At 50.1% G+C, this 23101-nt stretch carries 21 protein-coding genes; 19 read left to right on the top strand and 2 right to left on the bottom strand.

Translation table 11 applies throughout. The features are described from left to right. The first annotated feature begins 200 nt into the window (after positions 1–200). The 5 genes from AB4875_RS14525 to AB4875_RS14505 all read left to right on the top strand — a co-directional run bounded on the left by AB4875_RS14525 (position 201) and on the right by AB4875_RS14505 (position 6933). Positions 201–1685 (top strand): circularly permuted type 2 ATP-grasp protein, encoded by a 1485-nt coding sequence (locus AB4875_RS14525; RefSeq protein WP_368376780.1) that lies wholly within the window; start codon positions 201–203, stop codon positions 1683–1685. Then, a complete protein-coding gene (locus tag AB4875_RS14520; RefSeq protein WP_368376779.1) occupies positions 1685–2617 on the top strand; it encodes an alpha-E domain-containing protein in 933 nt (310 codons plus the stop codon). Before AB4875_RS14525 ends, AB4875_RS14520 begins: the two co-directional genes overlap by 1 nt. Before the next feature lie 224 nt (positions 2618–2841). After that, complete coding sequence (locus AB4875_RS14515; protein WP_368376778.1) at positions 2842–5367, top strand: circularly permuted type 2 ATP-grasp protein; 2526 nt, start codon at positions 2842–2844, stop codon at positions 5365–5367. Next, positions 5364–6317 (top strand): transglutaminase family protein, encoded by a 954-nt coding sequence (locus tag AB4875_RS14510; protein ID WP_368376777.1) that lies wholly within the window; start codon positions 5364–5366, stop codon positions 6315–6317. Before AB4875_RS14515 ends, AB4875_RS14510 begins: the two co-directional genes overlap by 4 nt. Positions 6318–6588: 271 nt before the next feature. Further along, positions 6589–6933, top strand: coding sequence for a PBPRA1643 family SWIM/SEC-C metal-binding motif protein (locus AB4875_RS14505; protein ID WP_368376776.1), 345 nt, complete (start codon positions 6589–6591; stop codon positions 6931–6933). Between the two features lie 67 nt (positions 6934–7000). On the opposite strand, the gene AB4875_RS14500 is transcribed toward AB4875_RS14505, so the two are convergent. After that, positions 7001–7366, bottom strand: coding sequence for a DUF3703 domain-containing protein (locus AB4875_RS14500; protein ID WP_368376775.1), 366 nt, complete (start codon positions 7364–7366; stop codon positions 7001–7003). A gap of 245 nt (positions 7367–7611) precedes the next feature. Here AB4875_RS14500 and AB4875_RS14495 point away from each other — a divergent pair, with 245 nt between their 5' ends. The 9 genes from AB4875_RS14495 (at position 7612) to AB4875_RS14455 (ending at position 16287) form a co-directional block, all read left to right on the top strand. Continuing rightward, complete coding sequence (locus AB4875_RS14495) at positions 7612–8472, top strand: SDR family NAD(P)-dependent oxidoreductase (RefSeq protein ID WP_368376774.1); 861 nt, start codon at positions 7612–7614, stop codon at positions 8470–8472. A 160-nt stretch (positions 8473–8632) separates the two neighbouring features. After that, entirely contained in the window at positions 8633–9466 is an 834-nt protein-coding gene (locus AB4875_RS14490) for an alpha/beta fold hydrolase (RefSeq protein ID WP_368376773.1), read from the top strand. Then, a complete protein-coding gene (locus AB4875_RS14485) occupies positions 9466–10257 on the top strand; it encodes a fumarylacetoacetate hydrolase family protein (RefSeq protein ID WP_438273527.1) in 792 nt (263 codons plus the stop codon). The genes AB4875_RS14490 and AB4875_RS14485 overlap by 1 nt, the downstream gene beginning before the upstream one ends. A 45-nt stretch (positions 10258–10302) precedes the next feature. After that, positions 10303–11220 carry an acetaldehyde dehydrogenase (acetylating) gene (locus tag AB4875_RS14480; RefSeq protein WP_368376772.1) on the top strand — a complete coding sequence of 306 codons (918 nt, stop codon included), beginning with the start codon at positions 10303–10305 and terminating at the stop codon, positions 11218–11220. A gap of 12 nt (positions 11221–11232) precedes the next feature. After that, entirely contained in the window at positions 11233–12261 is a 1029-nt protein-coding gene (gene dmpG, locus AB4875_RS14475; RefSeq protein ID WP_368376771.1) for a 4-hydroxy-2-oxovalerate aldolase, read from the top strand. A 128-nt stretch (positions 12262–12389) separates the two neighbouring features. After that, entirely contained in the window at positions 12390–13511 is a 1122-nt protein-coding gene (locus AB4875_RS14470; RefSeq protein WP_368376770.1) for a helix-turn-helix transcriptional regulator, read from the top strand. A 41-nt stretch (positions 13512–13552) separates the two neighbouring features. Beyond that, positions 13553–14308, top strand: coding sequence for an SDR family NAD(P)-dependent oxidoreductase (locus tag AB4875_RS14465; RefSeq protein ID WP_368376769.1), 756 nt, complete (start codon positions 13553–13555; stop codon positions 14306–14308). Between the two features lie 156 nt (positions 14309–14464). After that, a complete protein-coding gene (locus AB4875_RS14460) occupies positions 14465–15187 on the top strand; it encodes a YebC/PmpR family DNA-binding transcriptional regulator (RefSeq protein ID WP_368376768.1) in 723 nt (240 codons plus the stop codon). Between the two features lie 308 nt (positions 15188–15495). Next, the gene (locus AB4875_RS14455) at positions 15496–16287 is read left to right on the top strand and encodes a PhzF family phenazine biosynthesis protein (RefSeq protein ID WP_368376767.1); all 792 of its coding nucleotides are present in this window, start codon (positions 15496–15498) and stop codon (positions 16285–16287) included. 9 nt (positions 16288–16296) lie between these two features. On the opposite strand, the gene AB4875_RS14450 is transcribed toward AB4875_RS14455, so the two are convergent. Further along, a complete protein-coding gene (locus AB4875_RS14450) occupies positions 16297–17172 on the bottom strand; it encodes an AraC family transcriptional regulator (protein ID WP_368376766.1) in 876 nt (291 codons plus the stop codon). Positions 17173–17377: 205 nt separating this feature from the next. On the opposite strand from AB4875_RS14450, the gene AB4875_RS14445 reads away from it, so the two are divergent. The 5 genes from AB4875_RS14445 to mmsB all read left to right on the top strand — a co-directional run bounded on the left by AB4875_RS14445 (position 17378) and on the right by mmsB (position 22937). Next, positions 17378–18796: an aldehyde dehydrogenase family protein gene (locus tag AB4875_RS14445; protein ID WP_368376765.1), complete on the top strand. Its 1419-nt coding sequence runs from the start codon at positions 17378–17380 to the stop codon at positions 18794–18796. A 71-nt stretch (positions 18797–18867) separates the two neighbouring features. Beyond that, positions 18868–20028, top strand: a complete 1161-nt coding sequence (locus tag AB4875_RS14440) for an acyl-CoA dehydrogenase family protein (protein ID WP_368376764.1) — start codon at positions 18868–18870, stop codon at positions 20026–20028. Then, a complete protein-coding gene (locus tag AB4875_RS14435) occupies positions 20025–20816 on the top strand; it encodes an enoyl-CoA hydratase (RefSeq protein WP_368376763.1) in 792 nt (263 codons plus the stop codon). The genes AB4875_RS14440 and AB4875_RS14435 overlap by 4 nt, the downstream gene beginning before the upstream one ends. Next, on the top strand, positions 20816–21937 hold the full coding sequence (locus AB4875_RS14430; protein WP_368376762.1) for an enoyl-CoA hydratase/isomerase family protein: 1122 nt from the start codon (positions 20816–20818) through the stop codon (positions 21935–21937). The genes AB4875_RS14435 and AB4875_RS14430 overlap by 1 nt, the downstream gene beginning before the upstream one ends. A 115-nt stretch (positions 21938–22052) precedes the next feature. After that, on the top strand, positions 22053–22937 hold the full coding sequence (mmsB, locus tag AB4875_RS14425; protein ID WP_368376761.1) for a 3-hydroxyisobutyrate dehydrogenase: 885 nt from the start codon (positions 22053–22055) through the stop codon (positions 22935–22937). Positions 22938–23101: the final 164 nt, after the last annotated feature.

Raw genomic sequence — 23101 nt, 5'->3', positions numbered from 1 at the left:
ATTAGCTAAAGCTTGTCGAATATTGTGCAAGTTGGCCTGTCTATTGCTGCAGTGGGTCCTAAGGTTTGGGGTTGTTGGGGGCATAACTGCTAGATAAAAACGATTATGCGCTAACACAACGCGAGACGCAGAGCTGCCCCGCGCCATTTTGGTGCGCAATGAATTTGGAATAAAATAATTTTCAGCAAGGTGCTTTATAAATGACTAAAGGTGCAGACAAGGAATCTGGCGGTATCGATTGGAGTCAGTATCAGGGCAGTGATTTTTTTGATGAAATGATAACGCCCAAAGGAGTGGCCCGCCGGGCGAGCCGGCGCGTCGTGAAATATCTGGGGGGGCTTAGTCGCGAAGAACTTGAGAGCCGACGGGTAGCAGCAGAGAGCACCGTCCGCGATATGGGTGTGAGTTTTACGGTTTATTCCGATGGCGAAAACATAGATCGCTCATGGCCTTTTGATCTTATTCCACGGGTTATTAGCGCCAAGGAATGGGAACAGACCGCCGAGGGCCTTAAGCAGCGAGTGCGGGCACTGAATCTGTTTATAAATGATGTGTACCATGAGCAAAAAATATTTAAAGACGGTGTGGTACCACCCTACCTGATAAAAGACTCTAAAAATTTCCGTCCTGAGTGTGTGGGAATTACACCGCCGAAAGGCGTGTGGGCACATATCTGCGGCTGTGATTTGGTGCGTGACTCCGACGGTAAGTTTTATGTTTTGGAAGATAATTTGCGGGTGCCGTCAGGCGTGGCTTACATGCTGGAGAACCGCGAGATAAGTAAGCGCGTTTTGCCTGAATTATTTGAGGCCAATAATATATTACCCGTCGATGACTACCCGACGAAATTGTTCAACATGCTGGCATCGGTGTCACCTCGCAAAGTACGTCAGCCTGAAATCGTCATCTTGACCCCCGGCATTTATAACTCGGCTTATTTCGAGCACGCTTATTTGGCGCAGCAGTTGGGTGTTGAGTTAGTAGAAGGCAGTGATTTATTTGTTGATGAAGATGATTGCGTTTATATGAAAACCATTTCAGGTCTCGAGCGGGTTGATGTGGTTTATCGCCGGATAGATGATTTATTTCTCGATCCAGAGGCTTTTCATCCTGATTCAATTTTAGGTGTGCCGGGTATTATGCGCGCTTGGCAGGCCGGTAATGTGACTTTGGTGAATGCGCCTGGCGCGGGGGTGGCTGACGACAAAGTGGTCTACGCCTATGTACCCAAAATGATTGAATACTATTTAGGTGAAAAAGCGATTTTGCCCAATGTTGAAACCTATCTTTGCGATGACCCTGAGCAGCTTAAATACGTTGTTGAGAATATTGAAAAGTTGGTGGTAAAACCCGCAAATGAGTCTGGTGGCTACGGCATGATGGTGGGGCCGCATGCGACCAAAAAAGACCATGAGGAGTTTCGTAAACTCGTGCAGGAAAATCCCCGAAACTATATTGCCCAGCCGACCTTAAAGCTTTCCACCGCGCCTGTGGTCACGGGCTTGGGCGAAGCGGAGCCGCGTCATTTAGACCTGCGGCCCTTTGTGTTGCAGGGTACTGATTTGACGGTGACGACGGGTGGTTTAACACGGGTGGCTTTGAAAAAAGGCTCACTTGTTGTTAATTCCTCACAGGGTGGGGGCAGTAAAGATACTTGGATCGTGGCGGAAGGGGACGCAAAATAATGATGTTATCGCGAGTTGCAGAGCGAGTTTATTGGTTTGCGCGCTACCTTGAGCGTGTGGAAAGTATGGCGCGCTTAATACAAGTCTATACTGGTTTGTTATTCGATTTACCTAGAGATACGGGGATCAGTTGGCACAATCTGGTTATTGCCAGTGGCAGTCACGCTGAATATAACCGGCGTTTCACAGTGCAAGATGAAAAGCGGGTGGTGAAATTTTTACTTGAGGACCTCAGTAATCCAAGCTCTTTGGCGTCATCGCTGAAAATGGTTAGGGAAAATATCCGCACCACTCGCGACATGGTGCCCCAGGAGAGTTGGGAGTTGGTCAACGAATTCCAAATCTTTGTGTCAGAAAATATCTCCCAGGGTTTAGGCCGCCGTTACCGGCATGAGTTTTTGGAAGAGATTATTAAGACCTGTCAGCAGATTAATGGTTTGATTGCCGACACAATGCGGCGAGATGCGGCGTGGCATTTCTTGAATATGGGGCGCAGTTTGGAGCGGGCGGATATGACTCTCCGTATTCTGGAGGCGGGTGCTAGCATGTCCAGCGATCTTATTGAAAGCGACTCTAATCATGTGCTGGATGCAGTCTGGGGCAGTGTGTTGGGGACTTTAAACGCCACCATGCCCTATCGTCGCACCATGAAAGTAGCGATAAATGGCGATGACTCTGCGCGGTTTTTGCTGGAAGATACTCTGTTTCCCCGCTCGGTGGCCTGTGGCCTGTTGCGCATGCAGGAGTCGGCAATGCAGTTGCCGTCCAGTGACTTGGTGGTTACGGGCTTAAACCAATTTTTGAAAACGGTGACCGATGGGAGTGATTATAGCGACGTATCCATTAGCTTCCCCGCCTATCTCACCGAGCTTGAGAAAAATTCTATGGTGGTCCATCAGACCATCCAAGATACTTGGTTTCAGCCGGCATAGGCGCCGTTATTAGGTATACCTCGTTCACGCAATTGTTTGCCCAGGTATGGGACTTACGGTAATCTTCCCGCTCGTGATTTACTGTTGGTAGTGGCCGCGATTCCCGCACCAATGTGGTGCATAATCATTATTCCACGATTCGGGGATTGCGGTTAGGACCGTGGTGATGTTCCTTTTACCTCGGGTAATTCTGTTACTCGACGCAAGCTTCTGGCACCACATCCATGTTAACTGAACGTTTTGTGTATAAACCGCAGCATGACCAATATGACGAGGTCATTGGGGCAGACGGCAATGTTCGCGAACATTGGCACTATCCCATGCGGGTACTTAATGCCATGGGTATGGATGCCCTGCTTGAGCGGCAACGCACTGCCAAACGAATACTCCGTGATGACGGCGCTAGCTACAGCCCCGGCGATCAGCAAAATGTAAGCCATACATGGAGCTTAGATTTACTGCCCATGATTCTATCGAGTCAGGAGTGGGAATCGATTGAGAATGCGCTTCGTGAGCGCTCCGAGCTACTTAATCTTATTCTTAGTGATCTCTACGGTGAGCGAACGCTCATTCACAACAAAGTTATCCCGCCCGCCGCCATTTTTAGTCATCCCGGCTTTCTTCGTGCATGTGATGGTATTCGTCTGCCGGGGGAGCATCAGCTTATATTTCATGCCGCAGATTTAGTGCGCTCTGCTAGCGGTGAGTGGTTGGTGATAGGTGATCGTACCCAAGCACCGTCAGGCACGGGTTATGCTTTAGAGAATAGAACAGTATTGCGACGGGTCATGCCGAGTTTGTTCCGTGATGCTCATGTTCATCGACTGTCCAATTTCTTCCTGCAGTGGCGTCGCAAATTAGCCGAGCTTAGTCCAACCAAAGACGCGCCTCTAGTGGTGTATCTTACCCAGGGTGCGTTTAAAGAAAACTCCTTTGAAGATGCTTACCTTGCCAATTACCTTGGTTATCCCCTGGTGCAGGGGCGTGATTTAACCGTTCGCAAAGGCGCACTGTGGTTAAAGTCCTTAGACGGTCTGCGCAAAGTCGATGTGGTACTGCGCCGAATAGACGACAGCATGGCCGATCCTGTGGCGTCGCGGAACAGTTTTGGTCAGGGCGTTCCCGGTTTGACCGAAGTCGCGCGCGCCGGTGGCGTGATCATCGCCAACCCTCTGGGTAGTGGGATTTTAGAAAGTCCGGTTTTAGCTAAATATATGCCGGCAATTGCGCGTCACTTTCTCGGTCGTGATCTGCGCTTGAATTCGGTACCAACGTGGTGGTGCGGTGACAAGGCAGATTTAGAGTACGTGAAGGCCCATTTTGACGAGCTGCTTATCCGGCATACTTGTCGTGTGCCCGGTCGTCACAGCCTATTCGTGGCTGAGTTAAATGCCCAGGAACGTGCTGATTTGTTGGCGAAGGTGTTGGCAAATCCAATAGATTATGTGGCGCAAAGCGCAGTGCGTCCGTCTCAGACTCCTGCCTTGGATGGCAAAGTATTTAGTAGCCGTCCTTTAGTGATGCGCGGATTCACGGTGGCCAGTGGTAATTCCTACAGCGTTATGCCTGGCGGGCTTACGCATATTGGCACCCATACCGACACCCAGCATATTGTTAGCCAATATGGTGGTGGCAGCAAAGATACTTGGATCTTAGCGTCTGAGCCGGAGGTAGAAGACAGCGTCTTTGAACCTGAAAAATTAATGCGACAAAAGATGGATCGCAATTTCAGTTTGCCAAGTCGTGTTATTGATAATTTGTTCTGGTTTGGTCGCTATGCCGAGCGGGCTGAGTCGGGCTTACGTTTGGTACGTACAGCTTTTGAAGAGCTGAATAGCATTGAACCACTATCGCCGGATAATCGCCGCGTACTATTGCGGTCAGTCACAAAGGTTACCGGTACTTTCCCAGGTTTTACTGCCAAAGATGCAGATTTTGACGCGCCGGAGCACGAGTTACTCGATATTGTGTCCAATCGATCTCGACCCGGCAGTATCGCGCATTGTCTGGAAGCTATCTTGCACTCTGCTGACGGGGTTAAGGAGTTGCTGTCAAATGACATGTTGCGCTTAATTAACGACATTCGCGACGGCATGGAATACCTCAATAAAAATCTTAAAAGTAGCTTGCAAGCTGCACCAGAAGAATTACTCGACCCGCTTATTACTAGCTTGCTGGCGCTGTGTGGTCTAAGCCAAGAGAGCATGGTGCGAGGCCGGGCCTGGCGATTTATGGAAATGGGTCGTCGCCTAGAACGCGCGCAAAAAACGGTTGAATTGCTTAGTCATATTTTGGTCACAGAGAAAGGCGATGGCCAAGGCTTGCCTTTGTTAAAGCCAGTACTGGCAAGTTTAGAGTCACGTATTGTGTATAAGCGTTACTACCGCAGCGGATATCGCTTAGACAAGGGCATGGAGCTGTTGTTGTTTGATCGTCAAAACCCGCGGTCAGTCATGTTTCAGCTGGACAGTTTGCGCAACCACTTGGAGGATGTGGAAGGTCGCAGTCAAAAAGTGCAGCTAAACGAAGATATGCGCTGCATCATACGTGCGACCAATAATTTATTGCTCACTCCATTGGAAGAAATCGCGACGCGCGACGAGAAAACCGGGGAGTATTTGAAACTAGGCAAATTACTTACACAGTTAGACGGGGATCTTAAGGCGGCTTCACAGGCACTGGCAGATCGTTATTTTGATCATGCAGCGGGGCCACAACCCGTGGAAATGAGCGGCAGAGGTGTTTCATGAAATATCGGGTAAAGCACTCAACCCGTTACGAATACGCCGACCAGGTGAATCAGGGCTACAACGTGGCCTATTTAATTCCCCGTGAATGCAGTGGTCAGCGGGTTAATTACAGCGATATTCGCATCATTCCCACGCCGACAAGTAGAATCAAGCGCGTTGATTATTTTGGTAATGTGGTGTGTCATTTTACCTTGGAAAAACCGCATCATTCCTTAGAGGTAATCGTAGATAGTGAAGTCGAAATTGCGCCATCCGAGCCGCGCTTGCTAAGCGGCGGGATTACCTGCGCAGAGGTTTTGGCCGCTCTAAGTGCAGGGGCTGGGCAAGAGGATATGCGTGCCTCTGAGTTTTGCTTTAATTCACCGATGATTGCTAATACCCCTCAGTTGGCGGATTTTGCCCGCGATTTGTTTAGTTCTAATCGGCCTTTCTTAGAGGCGGTTAGCGCTTTAAATTCTCGTATTTTTGCGGACTTTAAGTACGACCCTGGTTTTTCTACTGTTGCCACTCCGCTCGATGAAGTTTTAAAAAATCGTCGCGGGGTTTGCCAAGACTTTGCCCATTTGGCGATTGGCGTCTTACGCAGTCTTGGCTATGCAGCCCGCTACGTGAGTGGCTATCTTGAAACGCTGCCGCCTCCTGGACAAGTAAAAATGCAGGGTGCAGACGCATCTCATGCCTGGTTTGCAGTCTATATTCCCGGTGACGAATGGCAGGATTTTGATCCTACCAATGATGTCATGCCGGCAGATCAGCATATTACGACAGCCTGGGGGCGAGACTATTCGGATGTGACGCCCTTAAAAGGTGTTGTGTTTGGTGGCGGTGGCAAGCAGACATTATCCGTAGCGGTAGATGTCTCTCGGGTTGAACTGGGGAACGCCATTGGTTTTGCTGCCACTCCAAGTTCGAATACCCCGCCGCCGTCACAGACTCAGTCGCAGTCATAGTAGTCGGCGGCCTATAAGGCTGTCGATTGCTATTGTGGTGACCTCGTGAAACGCTATTTTCTTTTGTGCTGCCCACACTCAAACACAGCTGTATCGTGTCGCGACATAGGTGTTTGCAGTTAAGTCTTTTTACTGGGCGCAGCAGGTTTGTAGCGACAAGTACGCGCGTTCGACGTATTGTGCCGGCCACGCTGGTGTTGGCCACAATTGTCGCGCAGCGGATTTGCTCTTTTCAAGTCCTAACAGTTTGATCATTCATAGGTAAGTGAACGTGTCTAAGTTTTTCTTTAAAGGTCGCACCGATCCGCGCCAAAGCCATATTAACCATGGTTACCAGACGAAGGCGATGACTAAGGCCGGTAGTAAAAAATACCCCCTGAGCCTCATTGTCACGAGTGAAGACCGCAAGAAAGAGGTTGAGGTGATGTTGGCAGAGGCTAATTTGCACGGCGAAATTTCGGTCGATCTCAAGGATGCGGCGGTGGAAGATATTAGCGCGCTGACGTTATTACTAAGTAAGGCAGGAACTCAGGTGGTCGAGAAAATACCTGCTAGAAATGATCCCTGCCCGTGCGGAAGCGCTAAGAAATACAAGAAATGCTGCGGTATGGTCTAAGCGCTACTGGGTGTTTGCTGGGCGAGCTCGCATCCCTTTGGTCGCTAAAATAGCAGTAGCGATCCAATTACCGATCTTGCTTGGCCCTAGAAATGATGTCGCTATGCTCCCGTGATAGCGGTAGTTTTGCAAAGGGGCTGATGTTACTGCCGCCGGTATTGCCACGTGGTACTAGCCCAATGGCAGTAGTGCTCAAGGCCCCTATAATTCTGAAAAGCTGCCCCAGGACTTCGCGCCAATGGTGCTGACGTAAGCCCCATATCAACATTAAGACGTGTACCTTGCTGTGCTGGTAGGTCGATTCCTGTCCTAGCACATGAGCGTTTTCTAGGTGCTTGAACTCAATCGCAGCATGCTTGGCACGTCTGGCGCTGGCAGCTAAAGCCAGTTCTTTGTCGACATGCGGCGCGATGTTTCTGGTAAATGTCAGCATAATTGCTATCCGCGATGATGTTCTTATCTGATTTCCAAGATATTTCAATCTTATTGTCATCGCAATCCCCTATGTCGTCGCGCCCACTATCTCGTCTATCCGTGCGAGGGTGATCAATGGCAATAGCTATTATTATCTCCTGTTGTTGCTATAAGCGTCGGTGTTTCGATCTGGCCTTATCAATGTTGTTTCAAGTTTTGAATACAGATAATAAAACACATAAAAAAGTGTAAAAAGGAGCGGTAATGTTTTTAGGTAGCGATTGTATTGCGCTGGTTACTGGCGCCAGTCGTGGCGCAGGCAAAGGTATTGCCGAGGCGCTGGGTGACGCGGGCGCGACCGTCTATGTGACCGGTCGCAGTCAGACCGAGGGCGATTCGGTATTGCCTGGAACGGTTTACGCAACGGCAGAAGAAATAAGCCGGCGCGGCGGCAAGGGTATCGCGGTGGTGTGTGACCACAGCAATGATCATGAGGTTGCTGCGCTGTTTGCGCAGATTGCGCGCGATCACGCCAAACTCGATATTTTGGTGAATAACGCTCTGTGTGTGCCCGATGGTTTAACCTTATCCGGCCCCTTTTGGGAGAAGCCCCTGAACCTGCAAGATATTTTGAATGTCGGTTTGCGGTCTAGCTACGTTGCTTCCTATTACGCGGCGCCCCTGCTGATAAAAAATGGTGGCTTAGTGGTCAATACCTCGTCTCCCGGTGGACGTTGTTATATGCATGGCCCTGCTTACGGTGCGGGCAAAGCGGCGGTTGATAAGATGGCCCACGATATGGCGGTAGATTTTAAGCCTCATCAGGTCGCAGTTGTTTCCCTGTGGATGGGATTACTAAAAACCGAGCGCACTCAGGCGGTATTTGCTGCCGAACCCGAGTTGTATAGCCAGTTAATAGATATGGTGGAATCGCCGGAATTTACCGGTCGTGTTATCGCTTCTTTGGCGGCGGATACGGCGCGTATGGCGCGCACCGGAAAGATCTGGTTTGCTGCGGAGCTTGGCGCTGAGTACGGTTTGGCAGATATTGATGGTCGCCTGCCGCCATCGCCAAGATTGATGTTTGGTGATGAAACCCAATTCAGCGATGTTGTCGTTCAGTAGGGCCGCAGCGAGTTGCCGCAGCTGTCATCCATTTGAGGTATTAGGGTGTTTGGCCCAAACCGTTACCATTGCGGCACTTATAAAGTGTTGATGGGCGTGCGGTGTGGCGCTGGTTAAGACACCTAAAATCTGCGAAATTTGGTACTGGAGAACGATAATAATGGCAGCGATAGTCGCGGGATTACCCGAGCAAAACTATGCGGATCTGCCTAATGGCCAGCGCGTCCATTATTTAGATAATGGCAGCGGGCCGGTAGTGGTGTTTCTACATGGCAGCGGCAGTGGCGCCAGCGGCCATAGTAATTTTAAGTACAACTACCCGTATTTGCTTGAGCAGGGATATCGAGTGATTGTGCCAGATCTGATTGGCTACGGTTATTCTGACAAGCCCGAAGATGTGCAGTATCACCTCGATCTTTTTGTTGAATGCATCAAGCAGCTTCTTGATCAGTTAAAGGTGAGTTCCTGCTCCTTAATTGGTAATTCTTTGGGCGGCGCGATCGCTATTAAGTTCACCCTAGATAACCCCTCCCAAGTCGAAAAACTAGTACTGATGGCGCCTGGGGGTATTGAAGAGCAGGCTGATTATTTTCATATGCCGGGTATGCAGGTGATGAAGGAGGTGTTTACTTCCGGGCCGATGGCACCCGAGCGCTTGGAAGATTTTATTCGCCGCGGACTCGTGTACGACGACAGTGTGGTTGACGAGCAATTGATCAATGAGCGTTGGGGTATTTTTCAGCAGCAGAATAGTCAAGTTATAAGCTCGATGGTGGTACCGAATATGGCGGCGCGGCTGCCAGAAATTAGCTGTCCGATTCTGGCTTTTTGGGGCGTTAATGAAAAAATGATGCCAGAAACGGGTATCCAAACCCTAGCTAAAAACTGTTCGAATATTCGCCTAACACTGGTTTCTCAGTGCGGGCACTGGGTAATGGTGGAGCACCGCGATATGTTTAATCGCACCACCAACGATTTTTTGAGAAATGGCTAATGATGCAGAAAGAACAGATAAAGATCCTCGGTGATCACTTGTACGAGGCTATGCGTGATTTCAAGCCCCTGCAGCCTTTAACCGAGCAAGCTCCTGAGATCACCTTGGATGATGCTTATCATATTTCATTGCAGATGCTTAAGCGTCGTGTCGATGATGACGGTGAGGTGGTAGTCGGTAAAAAGATTGGTGTGACCAGCAAGGTAGTGCAAGACATGTTGGGTGTACATCAACCCGACTTCGGTTTTTTGACCGATGCAATGGCCTATCCCAATGGCGCGGACGTTACGGTAGTCGGTAATTTAATTCAGCCCCGCGCCGAAGCTGAGATTGGCTTTAAACTAAAAGCAGATTTGCAGGGCCCCGGTGTGACCGAGGCCGATGTTTTGGCCGCGACTGAATGCATAATGCCCTGCTTTGAAATCGTCGATTCGCGAATTAAAGATTGGAATATCCGCATTCAAGATACCGTTGCCGATAACGCCTCTTGCGGGGTGTATGTCTTGGGCGACGCTAGCGCTGACCCCCGCGATCATGATTTGCCGAATTTGAAGATTACGGTTTGGAAAAACGGCGTCCTGCTTAGCGAAGGTTTAGGTAGCGCCGTGCAAGGCAATCCGCTCACTGCGGTAGCGTGGTTGGCCAATACCTTGGGACGCTTTGGCATTCCCTTTAAGGCTGGCGAGGTAATCTTGTCCGGTTCGCTGGTACCGCTAGAACCGGTGATTGCCGGCGACAAAATGGAAATGGAATTACACGGTATTGGCCGCGCGTCAGTTCAATTTGTATAAGGCGGGTCTCCCCGTCTCAGCTTAATATTTAGAGAGTGCAACACCATGGCGGAAAAGATTAAGGCAGCAATTATCGGCCCCGGCAATATCGGTACCGATTTGCTAATGAAGGCATTACGTTCTGAACTGATAGAGCCGGTCTGGATGGTGGGGGTTGACCCAGAATCCCCAGGTTTATTGCGTGCCAAAGAAATGGGTTTGAAAGTGACCGCAGACGGTGTCGACGGCATGTTACCCACTATGAAAGCCGATGGCGTGCAGATTTGTTTTGATGCCACTTCCGCTTATGTTCACGCCGAAAATTCTCGCAAGGTGAATGAGCAGGGCGCCTTAATGATTGATCTGACGCCCGCTGCCATTGGCCCTTATTGCGTGCCGCCGGTGAATCTTAAGGATGCACTTGCTGCGGGCAGTCGCAATGTCAATATGGTGACTTGCGGTGGTCAGGCGACCATTCCCATGGTGGCAGCGGTATCTCGGGTGCAGTCAGTGAGTTACGGCGAAATTGTCGCAACCGTGAGTTCTAAATCAGTGGGTCCGGGCACGCGCAAGAATATCGACGAATTCACTCGCACCACAGCCGGTGCTGTCGAGAAAGTCGGCGGCGCTCGTGAAGGTAAGGCGATTATTGTAATTAACCCTGCTGAACCACCGCTGATTATGCGCGACACGATTCACTGTCTCACCGACGACGAGCCTGATCAGGATGCGATCCGCAGGTCGGTCAATGACATGGTTGCCGAGGTGCAAAAATATGTACCGGGTTATCGGCTAAAAAATGGTCCGGTGTTTGATGGCAATCGGGTGTCGATGTATATGGAAGTTGAAGGTTTGGGTGATTTCCTACCCAAGTACGCGGGTAACTTAGACATTATGACTGCTGCCGGTCTGCGCACCGCAGAAATGTTTGCAGAAGAAATGCTGGCAGGACGCTTTTCACTTCCATCATTGGCGTCAGTCTAAGGGGACAGGAACATGGATTTACGTGGTAAAAAAGTTGTACTACACGATATGTGCTTACGCGATGGCATGCACGCCAAGCAGCACCAAATTTCACTGGATGAAATGAAGTCTATTGCCAAGGGCTTAGATGAGGCGGGAATGCCGTTGATTGAGGTGACCCACGGCGACGGCCTCGGCGGTTCCTCAGTGAATTACGGGTTTCCGGCGCACAGCGACGAGGAATACCTCAAAGCAGTTGTTGGCGTCGTTAAAAATGCAAAAATTTCAGCGTTGCTGCTGCCTGGTATCGGCACGGTTGACCACCTCAAGATGGCTGCGGATTTAGGCGTAACCACTATTCGTGTTGCCACTCACTGCACTGAAGCCGATGTGTCAGAGCAGCACATCGGTATGGCGGCGCAAATGGGCTTGGATACCGTTGGTTTCTTAATGATGACCCACATGATTGAGGCTGAGCAGATTGTTGAGCAGGCTAAGCTCATGGAGTCTTTCGGCGCAAACTGTATTTATTGCACCGATTCGGCGGGTTACTTGCTGCCAGACCAGGTGAAAGAGCGCATCGCTTTACTGCGTCGTGAACTCAAGCCAGAAACTGAATTGGGATTTCATGCGCATCACAATCTCAGCCTAGGGGTGATGAACTCATTGGTGGCGGTAGAAGCCGGCGCTAATCGAATTGACGGCTCTGTGGCGGGTTTGGGCGCGGGCGCAGGTAATACGCCGCTGGAAGTATTGGTTGCGGTGATGGATCGTATGGAAGTGAATCACGGCATCGATCTTTATAAGATTATGGATGTTGCTGAAGACCTGGTGACGCCCATTATGGACAGCCCTATTCGGATTGATCGCGATTCCCTAACCCTGGGTTACGCCGGCGTATATTCCTCCTTCTTGCTATTCGCTAAACGCGCGGCGGCGAAGTACGGGGTGTCATCGCGGGACATCTTGGTTGAACTGGGCCGCCGCCGCACGGTGGGTGGTCAGGAAGATATGATTGAAGACCTGGCAATAGACATGGCTAAGGCCAGAGGTCTTATTTAAATAGTTAGTTTGAGCTAGTAGTTTATATCAAACCATCTTGATGGGCCTTCGCTCGAAGGCCTTACGTCTGCGTGTTTCTCAGTTATACTGGCGACCCTAATAAATAATAAGGTCTGGCTGGCGCCGATATGCTGATTAACCCCGCATTTGACGAATTAATTGCCACTATTTACCAGGGTCCATTAGAAGAGGAACCTTGGCAAGGTTTCCTGTCAGTGCTGCGCAAAATGATGGACGCGGTGTCAGTAACCTTGGTTCTAAACAAACCGTCTGAGAAGGGCCGCGGCGTGTTGCGGGTTGTGGGTGGTAATCTTGAGGGTATCGCCCGATATCAAGAGCGCCTGTTTGCTATGGATCCCTTTCAGTCGTTGCGCCCCGGCGAAGTGAAAAGCTTAATGGAAATGGTGCCCGGCGAAGGCTGGTTGGACAGTGAACTCTATAAATTATGTATGCAACCGGCGGGCTTATACGACTCTCTGGGGGTGGACATTGTTGTCCCCGGCGAGATGAATGCCGGACTGCGGGTTGCTCGCGGTCAGCATTCGGCGAGTTTTGATCAAGCCGATCGCGATTTGATTTATGCCCTGGTTCCTCACTTAGAGCGGGCACTGCGATTTCATGTCAGATTGAATAAAGTCGAATCTGAACGCGATTTATATGCCGGTGCGGTGGAAAGTTTGTCATTGGCGACTATTATTCTGGATGAGAATGGTCGTGTGCTTAGTTGTAACCGCATGGCAGAGCATTTGATTATTCGTGAACCGGATGTTCGTGTTGAAGATGGCCATCTATTATTAGGTGACCAAGCAACCACCAAGAAATTACAGCGCTTAATTAACCGGATATTGGAACATCGCAGTGGTGATGAGCCGACGGTCGTTGAAGCGATGAGAGTGCCGCGAGACGGCGATTTTGCTGATTTAGGTGTTATCGCTAGACCGGTGCCGGTAACCGAGTGGTCTGAAGGTAAGTCGGTACCGACGGTGGCGATTTTTATCAGTGACCCTGAATATGGAGCAGAGGCCCCGGTTGCGGTTATTATACAACTATTTGGATTTACGCCAACCGAAGCGCAACTCTCCTTGCTGCTTTCTGATGGCCTAAGTCTTGACGAAGCTTCTGCGGCTCTTGGCATGAGCCGCAATACCGCACGCACACACCTGCGGTCGATTTTTTCAAAAACCGGTGTCAGCAGACAAACTTTGTTGGTGCGGTTAATTCTGAAAAGCGTGGCGCAGCTGGCAGAATAAACTCAGTCGGCTGGTCACATTCGTCGCTAGGAGTGTGTGTGATGGCTATTCTGCAAAGTAAAGTTGCGGTGGTAACAGGTGGTGGGCAAGGCGTTGGCGCTGGTATTGCGTTTGCTTTAGCCGCGGAAGGTGCGACGGTAGCGGTACTGGGTCGAACCTTAGCCACCTTAGAGGCCACCTGTGCAGAAATCCACCGTAGGGGCGGTGAGGCCCAGGCCTTTGTTTGCGATGTTACAGTTTCTGACGATATCGACGCCGCGGTGCTGGAAATCGTCGATGAGTTTGGTGGCGTCGACATTCTAGTTAATAACGCTCAGATTGTGCCGCTCGGCAATATCCTCGAAATAAACGAAGACGAATACCTCGATGGCATGGATTCCGGTCCTTTAGCCACTCTCCGCTTTATGAAGGCCTGCTACCCCTTTTTGCGGGGCGATGGCAGTATCGTTAATCTCGCCAGTTCTGCGGCTATGCGTTCTGACTCTGCAGGTTTTGGCGCTTATGCCGCCGCTAAAGAAGCAACCCGCGCACTGAGTCGTGCCGCCGCCTGTGAATGGGGCGAAGATAATATCCGCGTCAATTGTGTTATGCCGCTAGCTATGTCGCCGGCCATGAGTCGCTGGGTAGAGAGTGGTGGCGATGATGTTGAGGATTTTCTGTGTACCGTGCCGCTCGGGCGAGTCGGTGATTGTGAGGAAGATGTAGGCAGGGTAGTGGTGTTTTTGTGTGGGCCGGATGCAGCCTATATTACCGGTCATACCTTGCCTGTGGATGGCGGTCAGGCGTTTTTACGTTGATAAATGCCGGCATCACAAACTGGACTTATCTGCGAATCTAGCTCGAACACGGCAGATTTGCAGGTGGCTTATTGGCAGGAATGTGACGAAAAGTTTCCCTATCTGAATACCTGACTGTAAAATCCGTGTTTTTGTTATTTTAAGCGGAGCAGCGCAATGGGCAGAGCCTACCAAAACCGCAAAGATTCGATGGCCAAAACCTCAGATGCCAAGGCCAAGGTCTACAGTAAATACGGACGCGAAATCTACGTCTGCGCCAAGGCTGGGGGCTTTGATCCCACGGGGAATTTGGCGCTGCGGGGGATGATCGAGCGCGCTAAGAAAGACCAGGTGCCGACCCACGTTATTGAAAAAGCCATTGAAAAAGCCAAAGGTGGCGCCGGTGAAGACTTCTCTCTGGCCCGCTACGAGGGCTATGGCCCCGGTAATTGCATGGTTATTGTTGAGTGTCTTACCGATAATCCAAACCGTACCTTCGGTGATGTCCGTCTTTGCTTTAACAAAACCAAGAGTAAAATTGGCACTCAGGGTAGTGTTAGCCATATGTTTGATCACTCGGCGATTTTTGTCTTCGATGGTGACGACGAAGAGGCGACCCTGGAAGCCTTAATGGAAGCGGATGTTGACGTCAGTGATATCGAGAAGGAAGCGGGCAAAGTGTCAGTTTTTGCGCCCAACACCGAGTACTTTAAAGCCAAGCAGGCCTTGATTGAAATGGGTGTGACTGATTTCGACGTTGATGAAATTCAGTTCCTCGCCCAAAACACCTCTCCTGTTGAAGGCGATGACGTGGTCATGTTTGAAAAATTCATGGACATGCTTAACGACTTGGACGATGTGCAGAATATTTATCACAACGCAGAACTGCCTGAGTCATAGTTATCAAAAGAGTAGAAATCAGTGATTACAAAAAGAGTCACTATAAAAAAGAGTCGCTAGGGAAAGTAGCGACTTGAAGTATCCCGCCGTAACTCGGCATTTGCTGAGTTAAGGAACAAAGCCCAGCAATTCTCGTTGCTGGGCTTTGTTCGTTTAAATATCCCAAAAGAGTCAGTCTTAAAGCCGTCATTGAAAGCAGAAGCACTTTGTCTGCTTGGTTGAAGTGCTAGCGATAGAGATATATCTAGTGAAGTATTATGCTTTGCGGTGGGACGGCATGGATATGCCTTGATTTTTAGGGAGCTAAAATGAAATATCGGGTGGTAGATGCGTTTACCCAGCAGAAATTTTGCGGCAACTCGGCGGCGGTTTGTCTATTAGAGGTGGGCCTCACTGACGAGGAACTGCAGGGGATCGCCGCTGAATTTAATCTATCAGAAACAGCCTACATAGAATCCTTGGCCAATGGGCAGTGGTCTCTGCGCTGGTTTACACCCGCAATGGAGGTCAACTTGTGCGGTCACGCGACATTGGCGGCGGCGCATGCTCTATGGACAGAGTTTGGTGTTAACGACGAGGTTCTGCGTTTTATAACGCGCAGTGGCGAACTCACGGTCACCCGAAATAATGATGTTATGGCGATGCGCTTTCCCCTCACTATGACCTCTCAGGTAGATGCCGGTCGCTGGGCGCATAGCGTGGTTGATCCAAGCTTGCTGCGCGGCGCCGCAGAGGCGGGGGAAGATCTTTTGATTGAACTCCTAAGTGCGGATGCAGTGCAGCGCTTTGTGCCAGATTTAGTGAGCATTGCGGCCTTAAAGAGTCGCGGTTTAATCGTTACCGCCGCCGCGGACAGTGCTTCCCCGATAGATTTTGTGTCGCGGTTCTTTGCACCGAATGCCGGTATTAATGAAGATCCTGTCACGGGTTCAGCGCATTGCGCCTTGGCACACTATTGGTCACTTAAAACCGGCAAGAACACCTTTTCTGCTCGGCAGGTATCTAGCCGTGGTGGCGCGCTCGATATTTGCATAGACGGTGATGTGGTGGTTTTGTCGGGATATGCGGTAACGACCATGAAGGGGGAATTACTGATTTAGGATTAGGGCCTAGCTTCGGCGATGATGACGGTAATCACTGGGCGCCAAGCCAATGGTTTTTTTAAACAGCCGAGAAAAATAATAAGGGTCGTCATAGCCGACGGCCGAGGCAACTTGCTTTACCGATTGGCTGGTGCTGTCTAGCAAATAACAGGCGCGTTGAATTTTCATATTAATAAAATACTGTATGGGTGATTGCCCGGTATGCGCCTTAAACTTTTTAGTGAAATGGTATTTTGACAGTTTTGCACTGGCCGCCAATTCATCTAGATTAAGTTGGCCGTGGATGTGTTCCTGCATCGTCGCTCGCAATCTTTCCCAGTTCAGCGCCGTGCCGCTTTGCGGGCGTTGCTGTCTTACCAGCAGGGCGATGTAGCTGAGAAGCGCCTGAAGTTGATGGCCCCCTTGAATATATTCCGCGAATTGATATCCGCTGCGTCTCAACTCAGAAAGGCCGTCAAATATCCTTATGACTCGCGGTTGCACGCCAATATTAAATGACGGCGAACTCAGTTGAATGTGCCGGTAAAAATGATCGGCCAAGCGGCCATTGAAATGCAACCAATAGATTGTCCATGGGTCTTTGGAGTCTGCTTTGTAGGCATGGTGGTGCTTGGGTGGCAGTAGAATAATATCGCCGCTATTAATCCGGTAGCGTTTGTCGTCACACATCAGGGTGCCTTTGCCATCAATGCAGTAAATTAGAAGGTAGCTGTCTTGTTGCTGGCGGTGCATACGATGACCAAAGGCCGCGGGGTAATAGCCCATGGCAATCGGAAATAGTCCTTCGGTGAGGGGGTGGCCGGCGAGTTGAGTTTGCACAAATTGCGGTGTAAGAAAGCGAATTCCCAGTGGGGGGAGCGGCCAGTCAGAAGTAATTTTCATATTAAGCCTTTGTTAAATATGAACTTATTTTATTTAACTGGGTGTGGGTTGCACTTAATCATGTGCGCAATATAGTCCATTAAGTCGGCAATATAGTCAATCCTCCCAACTGGGGGGATGTGTTTATATAGAGCCCTGTTTATGCGCGGGCAGCAAAAGTCTGGGCGCGCTATTGTTAGTTATAAAAATAACCCGGAGAAATACCATGGCCGCTGAAACCGCCATAGCCACAAGCGAAGAGGCAGTATTAGTAAAGTCTCTAGTTGAGCGTTCACGTAAAGCGCAGGCTCAGATTGAGAACTACAGCCAAGAGCAAGTCGATGAGTTGATTACCGCCATGGTGTGGTCGGTTGCACGTCAGGACGTGGCAGAGAAAATTGCCAAGTTCACAGTAGAAGAAACGCAGCTCGGTAATTACGACGGTAAGTTTCTCAAGATTTTCAAGAAAACCCGCGCAGCACTTTTTGATATTATCGACGACAAGTCGGTGGGTATTCTGGAAGACGACAAAGAGCGCAATATCGTTAAAATAGCCAAGCCTGTTGGTGTTATTGGTGCGTTAACGCCCTGTACTAACCCAGAGGCGACGCCGGTGATTAAGGCAATTTCTGCCGTCAAGGGACGGAATTCCATCATCATTGCGCCACATCCGCGCTCTAAGCTAACCAATAAGATGATCTGCGATTTGATGCGCGAAGCACTTAAGGCCTGCGGTGCACCAGAGGATTTGGTTATTTCTATGGATAGTCCCTCTATGGAGGGCACTGCCGAGCTGATGAAACAGTGCGATCGTATTTTGGCTACTGGCGGCGCGCCAATGGTGACGTCGGCATATTCCAGCGGCACGCCTGCTCTGGGTGTGGGGGCGGGTAACGCCGTTATCACCGTCGATGACACGGCAGATCTAGATGAAGCGGCTGAAAAAATCCGCATCTCCAAAACTTTAGACTTGGCGGCATCGTGTTCTTCAGATAACGCCGTTATTGCCTTCGAATCGAATGTAGAAGCGCTGCTTGAAAAGCTTCAGGCAAAGGGCGGTTATATTTGTAGCGCTGAAGAAAAGGCCAAGCTGCAGAGTATTATTTGGGAAGACGGTCATATTGCGCCCCGGATCGTTGCGCAACCGGCAAGCGTCTTGGCGGAAATGGCGGGTATTGATTTACCTGACGAGAAAACCTTCTTTATCGTGCCTGAAACCGGTACCGGCCCAGAGCATCCTTTCTCTGGTGAAAAAATGTCAGTAGTGATGGCGTTCTACACCGTGAAAGATATTGACGGCGCTATCGCCATGACGAACGCCATTCAAGCGTATCAAGGCCAAGGTCACTCATGTGGTATCTACTCGTATAGCGATGAAAATATTATGAAGTTCGCCTATGCGACCAAAACATCGCGAGTGATGGTTAACCAGCCGCAGGCCGCCTCTAACAGCGGTAATCTGTGGAATGGTATGCGTCAGACCTTCTCTCTGGGCTGTGGCTCATGGGGCGGTAATAGCACCAATAACAATATTACGTGGCGTGACCTGATCAATGAAACCTGGGTATCTAAGCCATTGGCAGTGACAAAAGTGATTCCGTCTGATGACGTGCTATTTGGCAAGGTTATGGCCAAGTTTAAGTAATTACTTGTACCAAAACGCCGCAGGAATTGCGGCGTTCTGCTTTATCTATGTCTAAATAAAAAGAGAACAATATGGACTTTAACCTTTCCGACGATCAAAAAGCGTTCGCCGAAAGTGCGCGGTCATTTTCCGAGGGTGTGTTCAAGCCTAATGCCGCCAAGTGGGATGCTGAACATATTTTCCCCAAAGATGCGCTGAAACAGGCCGGTGAGCTGGGTTTTATGGGTATGTACACCCCCGAAGACGCCGGTGGCTTGGGTATGAGTCGGCTTGATACCAGCGTGATTGTCGAAGAGCTGGCGCGGGGCTGCACGTCTACCGCCGCATTTTTGACCATCCACAATATGGCAACCAGCATGATCGGTAGCTATGGCAAACCGGCTCTGATAGCGGAGTGTTGTGGTGATTTGGTGATGGGCGAGAAGCTGGCTTCGTATTGTTTAACTGAGCCTGGTGCAGGTTCAGACGCCGGTAATCTGCGCAGCACGGCGCGTGCCGACGGCGATAACTATATTGTTAACGGCAGCAAAATGTTTATCTCTGGTGCTGGCTCAACTGACATGCTCGTGGTGATGTTGCGCACCGGTGGCAATGGCGCCAAGGGCATAAGCGCTTTTGCTATTCCGGCGGACGCGGCGGGTGTGAGCTACGGCAAGAAAGAAGAAAAAATGGGCTGGAATAGTCAGCCAACTCGCACTGTAATCTTTGAAGATGTGGTGGTTCCCGCCGCTAATATGCTGGGCACCGAAGGGCAGGGCTTTAAGATTGCCATGAAGGGCTTGGATGGTGGTCGTATTAATATTGCGACCTGCTCGATTGGCACGGCGCAAGCTGCCATAGAGGCAACCATTGACTACGTGAAAGAGCGTAAGCAATTTGGTCAGGCCATTGCAGACTTCCAAAATACCCAGTTTAAATTGGCTGATATGACCACAGATTTGGTGGCAGCGCGGCAAATGGTGCGCTTGGCGGCCTTCAAATTAGACAGCGCTGATCCTGAGGCCAGTATTTACTGCGCGATGGCAAAACGCTTTGCGACCGATGTGTGTTTTAACATTTGTAACGACGCGCTGCAGCTGCATGGCGGCTATGGCTATATCAAAGAATACCCGCTGGAACGGCATGTGCGCGACAGTCGCGTGCATCAAATTCTGGAAGGGACAAATGAAATTATGCGGGTCATTATTGGCCGGCGTTTATTGTTAGATGGTGCCTTGGAGGTGATTAAGTGAGCAACTACAGTCCCACAGAAAAACTAAAAGTTGAGATTATTGACCATACGGCATTGATCACTATCGACAATCCCGGTGCGAATACATGGGATGCCGAATCATTAAGTGGTATGCGTGAACTGATCGCTAATTTGAATGCCGACAAAAACATATACAGCCTGGTGATCACGGGCGCTGGCGAGAAATTCTTCTCGGCGGGCGCAGATCTAAAAATGTTTGCCAGTGGCGACAAAGCAGTTGCCCAAGATATCGGTTTGAAATTTGGTCAGGCCTTTGAAGCCTTGGCAGATTTTCGCGGTGTGGCTATTGCGGCCGTGAATGGTTTTGCTATGGGTGGCGGTCTGGAGTGTGCTTTGGCCTGCGATATACGTATTGCAGAAGCTCATGCGCAAATGGCACTGCCGGAAGCAAAAGTGGGTTTGCTGCCCTGCGCCGGTGGTACCCAGCGTTTGACCGCCTTGGTTGGTCCAGGTTGGGCTAAGCGCATTATATTGTGTGGCGAACGGATTAAAGCAGACAAGGCATTGAGCTTGGGTCTCGTTGAAGAAGTGGTTGAGTCAGGCAAGTCTAAAGAGGCTGCCTTGGCTTTAGCCGCGCAGGTTGCTCAGCAAAGCCCCGTTTCAGTTACCTTCTGTAAAGAATTGATTCACAGTCCACGCGAAGCAGTGATGCCACAGGGTTTATTGCTGGAGCGTGAGCGTTTTATTCAGTTGTTTGACACCTTGGATCAAAAAGAAGGTGTAAATGCATTCCTTGAAAAACGCAGCCCAGAGTGGAAGAACGCGTAATGACGGCTCATGTAGAAGAAGTTTTATTTGAAGAGCGACGTTCGCTCAGTGGTCCTTCGGTCGGTGTTATTACGCTGAATGTAGAAAAAACCCTAAACTCACTAACTCTGAATATGGTTGAGTTGATGCTGCTTAAGCTCCGTGAGTGGCGCGAGCGCAGCGATATCGCCTGTGTCTTTATTCATGGTTCAGGTCAAAAGGCCCTGTGCGCGGGCGGCGACGTCCAGGCTTTATACAAGTCGTCTGTTGAGCAACTGGGTGGCCCCTGTGAATACGCGGAGGCGTTTTTTGAGCAGGAATATCGCGTTGATTATTTACTGCATCAATTCGACAAGCCGGTCATTGTTTGGGGGCATGGCATTGTCATGGGCGGCGGCATGGGTGTGTTTGCGGCAGGCAGCTATCGCGTTGTCACGGAAAAGACCCGATTGGCAATGCCAGAGATCACGATTGGTCTATATCCAGATGTTGGCGGTAGCTACTTTTTGAACCGGATGCCGGGTCATACTGGTCTGTTTTTGGCCTTAACGGGTGCGTCGTTTAATGCGGCCGATGCTGTGTACCTAGGTTTAGCCGAAGGCTTTGTTGAGCATCAATACTCGGGCGAGGTTCTTAATGCCTTAACCGAGACGGTATGGTCAACTGGGGTGGCGGAAAACCACGAGCGTGTCTTTGATTTAATGGCGACCTTTGTCGCGCGTTCTAAAGCGGCTTTGCCAGAGGGTAATGTCGAAGCGGCTGCTTCTGAAATTGCAGAGCTGTGTTCGGCGGATGACGACCTTGGGGTAATTAACAATATTATTGCCGCTCAGTCTGAGAATCCTTGGGTACAGAAAGCTGCGGCGACACTCGCATCGGGTTCGCCTTTAAGTGCACGATTAATTGCCGAACAGATTCGTCGCTGCAACGGGCTGAGTCTAAAAGCAGCATTTCAAGCTGAAATGCTGCTGTCTACGGCGATAATTCGTCAGCCAGAGTTTGCCGAGGGTGTTAGAGCTTTGTTAATCGACAAAGACCGTAACCCAGCTTGGCAGCATTCATCTCCAGTAGATGTACCGCAAGATCTCATCGAACAGCATTTCACTGCGCCGTGGGCAGAGAACCCTCTGGGCGATCTTTAACGGCGGGTGTGATCGGTATTTCTAGAAGGTTTTGAGGCGGTTTCGGTTGTCTCATTTTTTAAATAATAAGGGGTGTTCGTTTGGACATCTTAGATCTAATAAACAGGTGGGTATTATGGCTAAGGTAGCGTTTATCGGTTTGGGTAATATGGGCGGGCCAATGGCTGCCAATCTGGTCAAAGCCGGTCACCAAGTAACAGTATTCGATTTGGTGGCAGCCGCTATGGATGCTGTTGTGGCGCAGGGTGCATCAAAAGCTGCGACCGCCCTTGAGGCCCTAGCCGGAGCCGATACGGTGATCACCATGTTGCCTGCTGGCAAGCATGTCGCTGGCTTGTATCTCGGTGACGAAGGTCTTGTGGCCAAAGCTGCTGACGGCACCTTGTTTATGGATTGCAGCACCATTGATGCTGACACCGCCCGTCGCGTGGGTGAGGCTGCTGCAGCGCGCGGTTTGGAAATGATTGATGCGCCGGTTTCTGGTGGGGTTAAAGCCGCTCAAGCGGGTACACTGGCCTTTATGTGTGGTGGTAGCGCCGAAGGCTTTGCTAGAGGCAAATTGGTCTTGCAAGGCATGGGTAAGAATATCTTTCACGCCGGTGATCACGGCGCCGGCCAAATAGCTAAGATTTGCAACAATATGCTGTTAGCTGTGCATATGGTTGGCACGGCAGAAGCCTTGCAGCTAGGCGCGAACAACGGCCTAGACCCTAAAGTGTTGTCAGAGATTATGCTAAACAGTTCGGGTAAGAATTGGTCGCTAGAGAACTACAACCCCTATCCAGATGTTATGCCGACCGCTCCAGCTTCAAATGACTATCAGCCGGGCTTTATGGTCCAGCTGATGTTGAAGGACTTGGGCTTGGCCATGGAAAATAGTCTTGCCACCCAGAGTTCAGTACCAATGGGCGCACTCGCTCGCAGTCTTTATGCTTCATTTTCCACCAAGGGCAATGCACAGCGCGACTTTTCTTCAATTCTAGAAATGTTTCAGTCCTAGCATTGTGATGAGAGGGGTGATTCTTGCCTCTAACCCTTAGTTTCCATCTAGTTCTCTTTGAATAAAACCTTGGCGGCAGCTATTTCCATAGCTGCCGTTTTTTTGTTTTTGCTTGCCGAACTTTTGTGGCACTGTGACCCACTTATTGAGTGTGCGTTTGGTAT

Source organism: Zhongshania sp. R06B22 (assembly GCF_040892595.1).
Taxonomy (GTDB): Bacteria; Pseudomonadota; Gammaproteobacteria; order Pseudomonadales; family Spongiibacteraceae; genus Spongiibacter; species Spongiibacter arctica.
Note: the sequence above shows the minus strand (reverse complement) of the source record. Positions and strands in the feature narration are given on the sequence as shown.

Bases quoted from the DNA above. Each gene is read 5' to 3' on its own strand.
- AB4875_RS14480 (WP_368376772.1), top strand. From the start codon at position 10,303: ATGGCGGAAAAGATTAAGGCAGCAATTATCGGCCCCGGCAATATCGGT.
- AB4875_RS14495 (WP_368376774.1), top strand. From the start codon at position 7,612: ATGTTTTTAGGTAGCGATTGTATTGCGCTGGTTACTGGCGCCAGTCGT.
- AB4875_RS14445 (WP_368376765.1), top strand. From the start codon at position 17,378: ATGGCCGCTGAAACCGCCATAGCCACAAGCGAAGAGGCAGTATTAGTA.
- AB4875_RS14510 (WP_368376777.1), top strand. From the start codon at position 5,364: ATGAAATATCGGGTAAAGCACTCAACCCGTTACGAATACGCCGACCAG.
- AB4875_RS14485 (WP_438273527.1), top strand. From the start codon at position 9,466: ATGATGCAGAAAGAACAGATAAAGATCCTCGGTGATCACTTGTACGAG.
- AB4875_RS14430 (WP_368376762.1), top strand. From the start codon at position 20,816: ATGACGGCTCATGTAGAAGAAGTTTTATTTGAAGAGCGACGTTCGCTC.
- dmpG (WP_368376771.1), top strand. From the start codon at position 11,233: ATGGATTTACGTGGTAAAAAAGTTGTACTACACGATATGTGCTTACGC.
- AB4875_RS14500 (WP_368376775.1), bottom strand. From the start codon at position 7,366: ATGCTGACATTTACCAGAAACATCGCGCCGCATGTCGACAAAGAACTG.
- AB4875_RS14520 (WP_368376779.1), top strand. From the start codon at position 1,685: ATGATGTTATCGCGAGTTGCAGAGCGAGTTTATTGGTTTGCGCGCTAC.
- AB4875_RS14465 (WP_368376769.1), top strand. From the start codon at position 13,553: ATGGCTATTCTGCAAAGTAAAGTTGCGGTGGTAACAGGTGGTGGGCAA.
- AB4875_RS14525 (WP_368376780.1), top strand. From the start codon at position 201: ATGACTAAAGGTGCAGACAAGGAATCTGGCGGTATCGATTGGAGTCAG.
- AB4875_RS14470 (WP_368376770.1), top strand. From the start codon at position 12,390: ATGCTGATTAACCCCGCATTTGACGAATTAATTGCCACTATTTACCAG.
- AB4875_RS14460 (WP_368376768.1), top strand. From the start codon at position 14,465: ATGGGCAGAGCCTACCAAAACCGCAAAGATTCGATGGCCAAAACCTCA.
- AB4875_RS14455 (WP_368376767.1), top strand. From the start codon at position 15,496: ATGAAATATCGGGTGGTAGATGCGTTTACCCAGCAGAAATTTTGCGGC.
- AB4875_RS14490 (WP_368376773.1), top strand. From the start codon at position 8,633: ATGGCAGCGATAGTCGCGGGATTACCCGAGCAAAACTATGCGGATCTG.
- mmsB (WP_368376761.1), top strand. From the start codon at position 22,053: ATGGCTAAGGTAGCGTTTATCGGTTTGGGTAATATGGGCGGGCCAATG.
- AB4875_RS14515 (WP_368376778.1), top strand. From the start codon at position 2,842: ATGTTAACTGAACGTTTTGTGTATAAACCGCAGCATGACCAATATGAC.
- AB4875_RS14450 (WP_368376766.1), bottom strand. From the start codon at position 17,172: ATGAAAATTACTTCTGACTGGCCGCTCCCCCCACTGGGAATTCGCTTT.
- AB4875_RS14440 (WP_368376764.1), top strand. From the start codon at position 18,868: ATGGACTTTAACCTTTCCGACGATCAAAAAGCGTTCGCCGAAAGTGCG.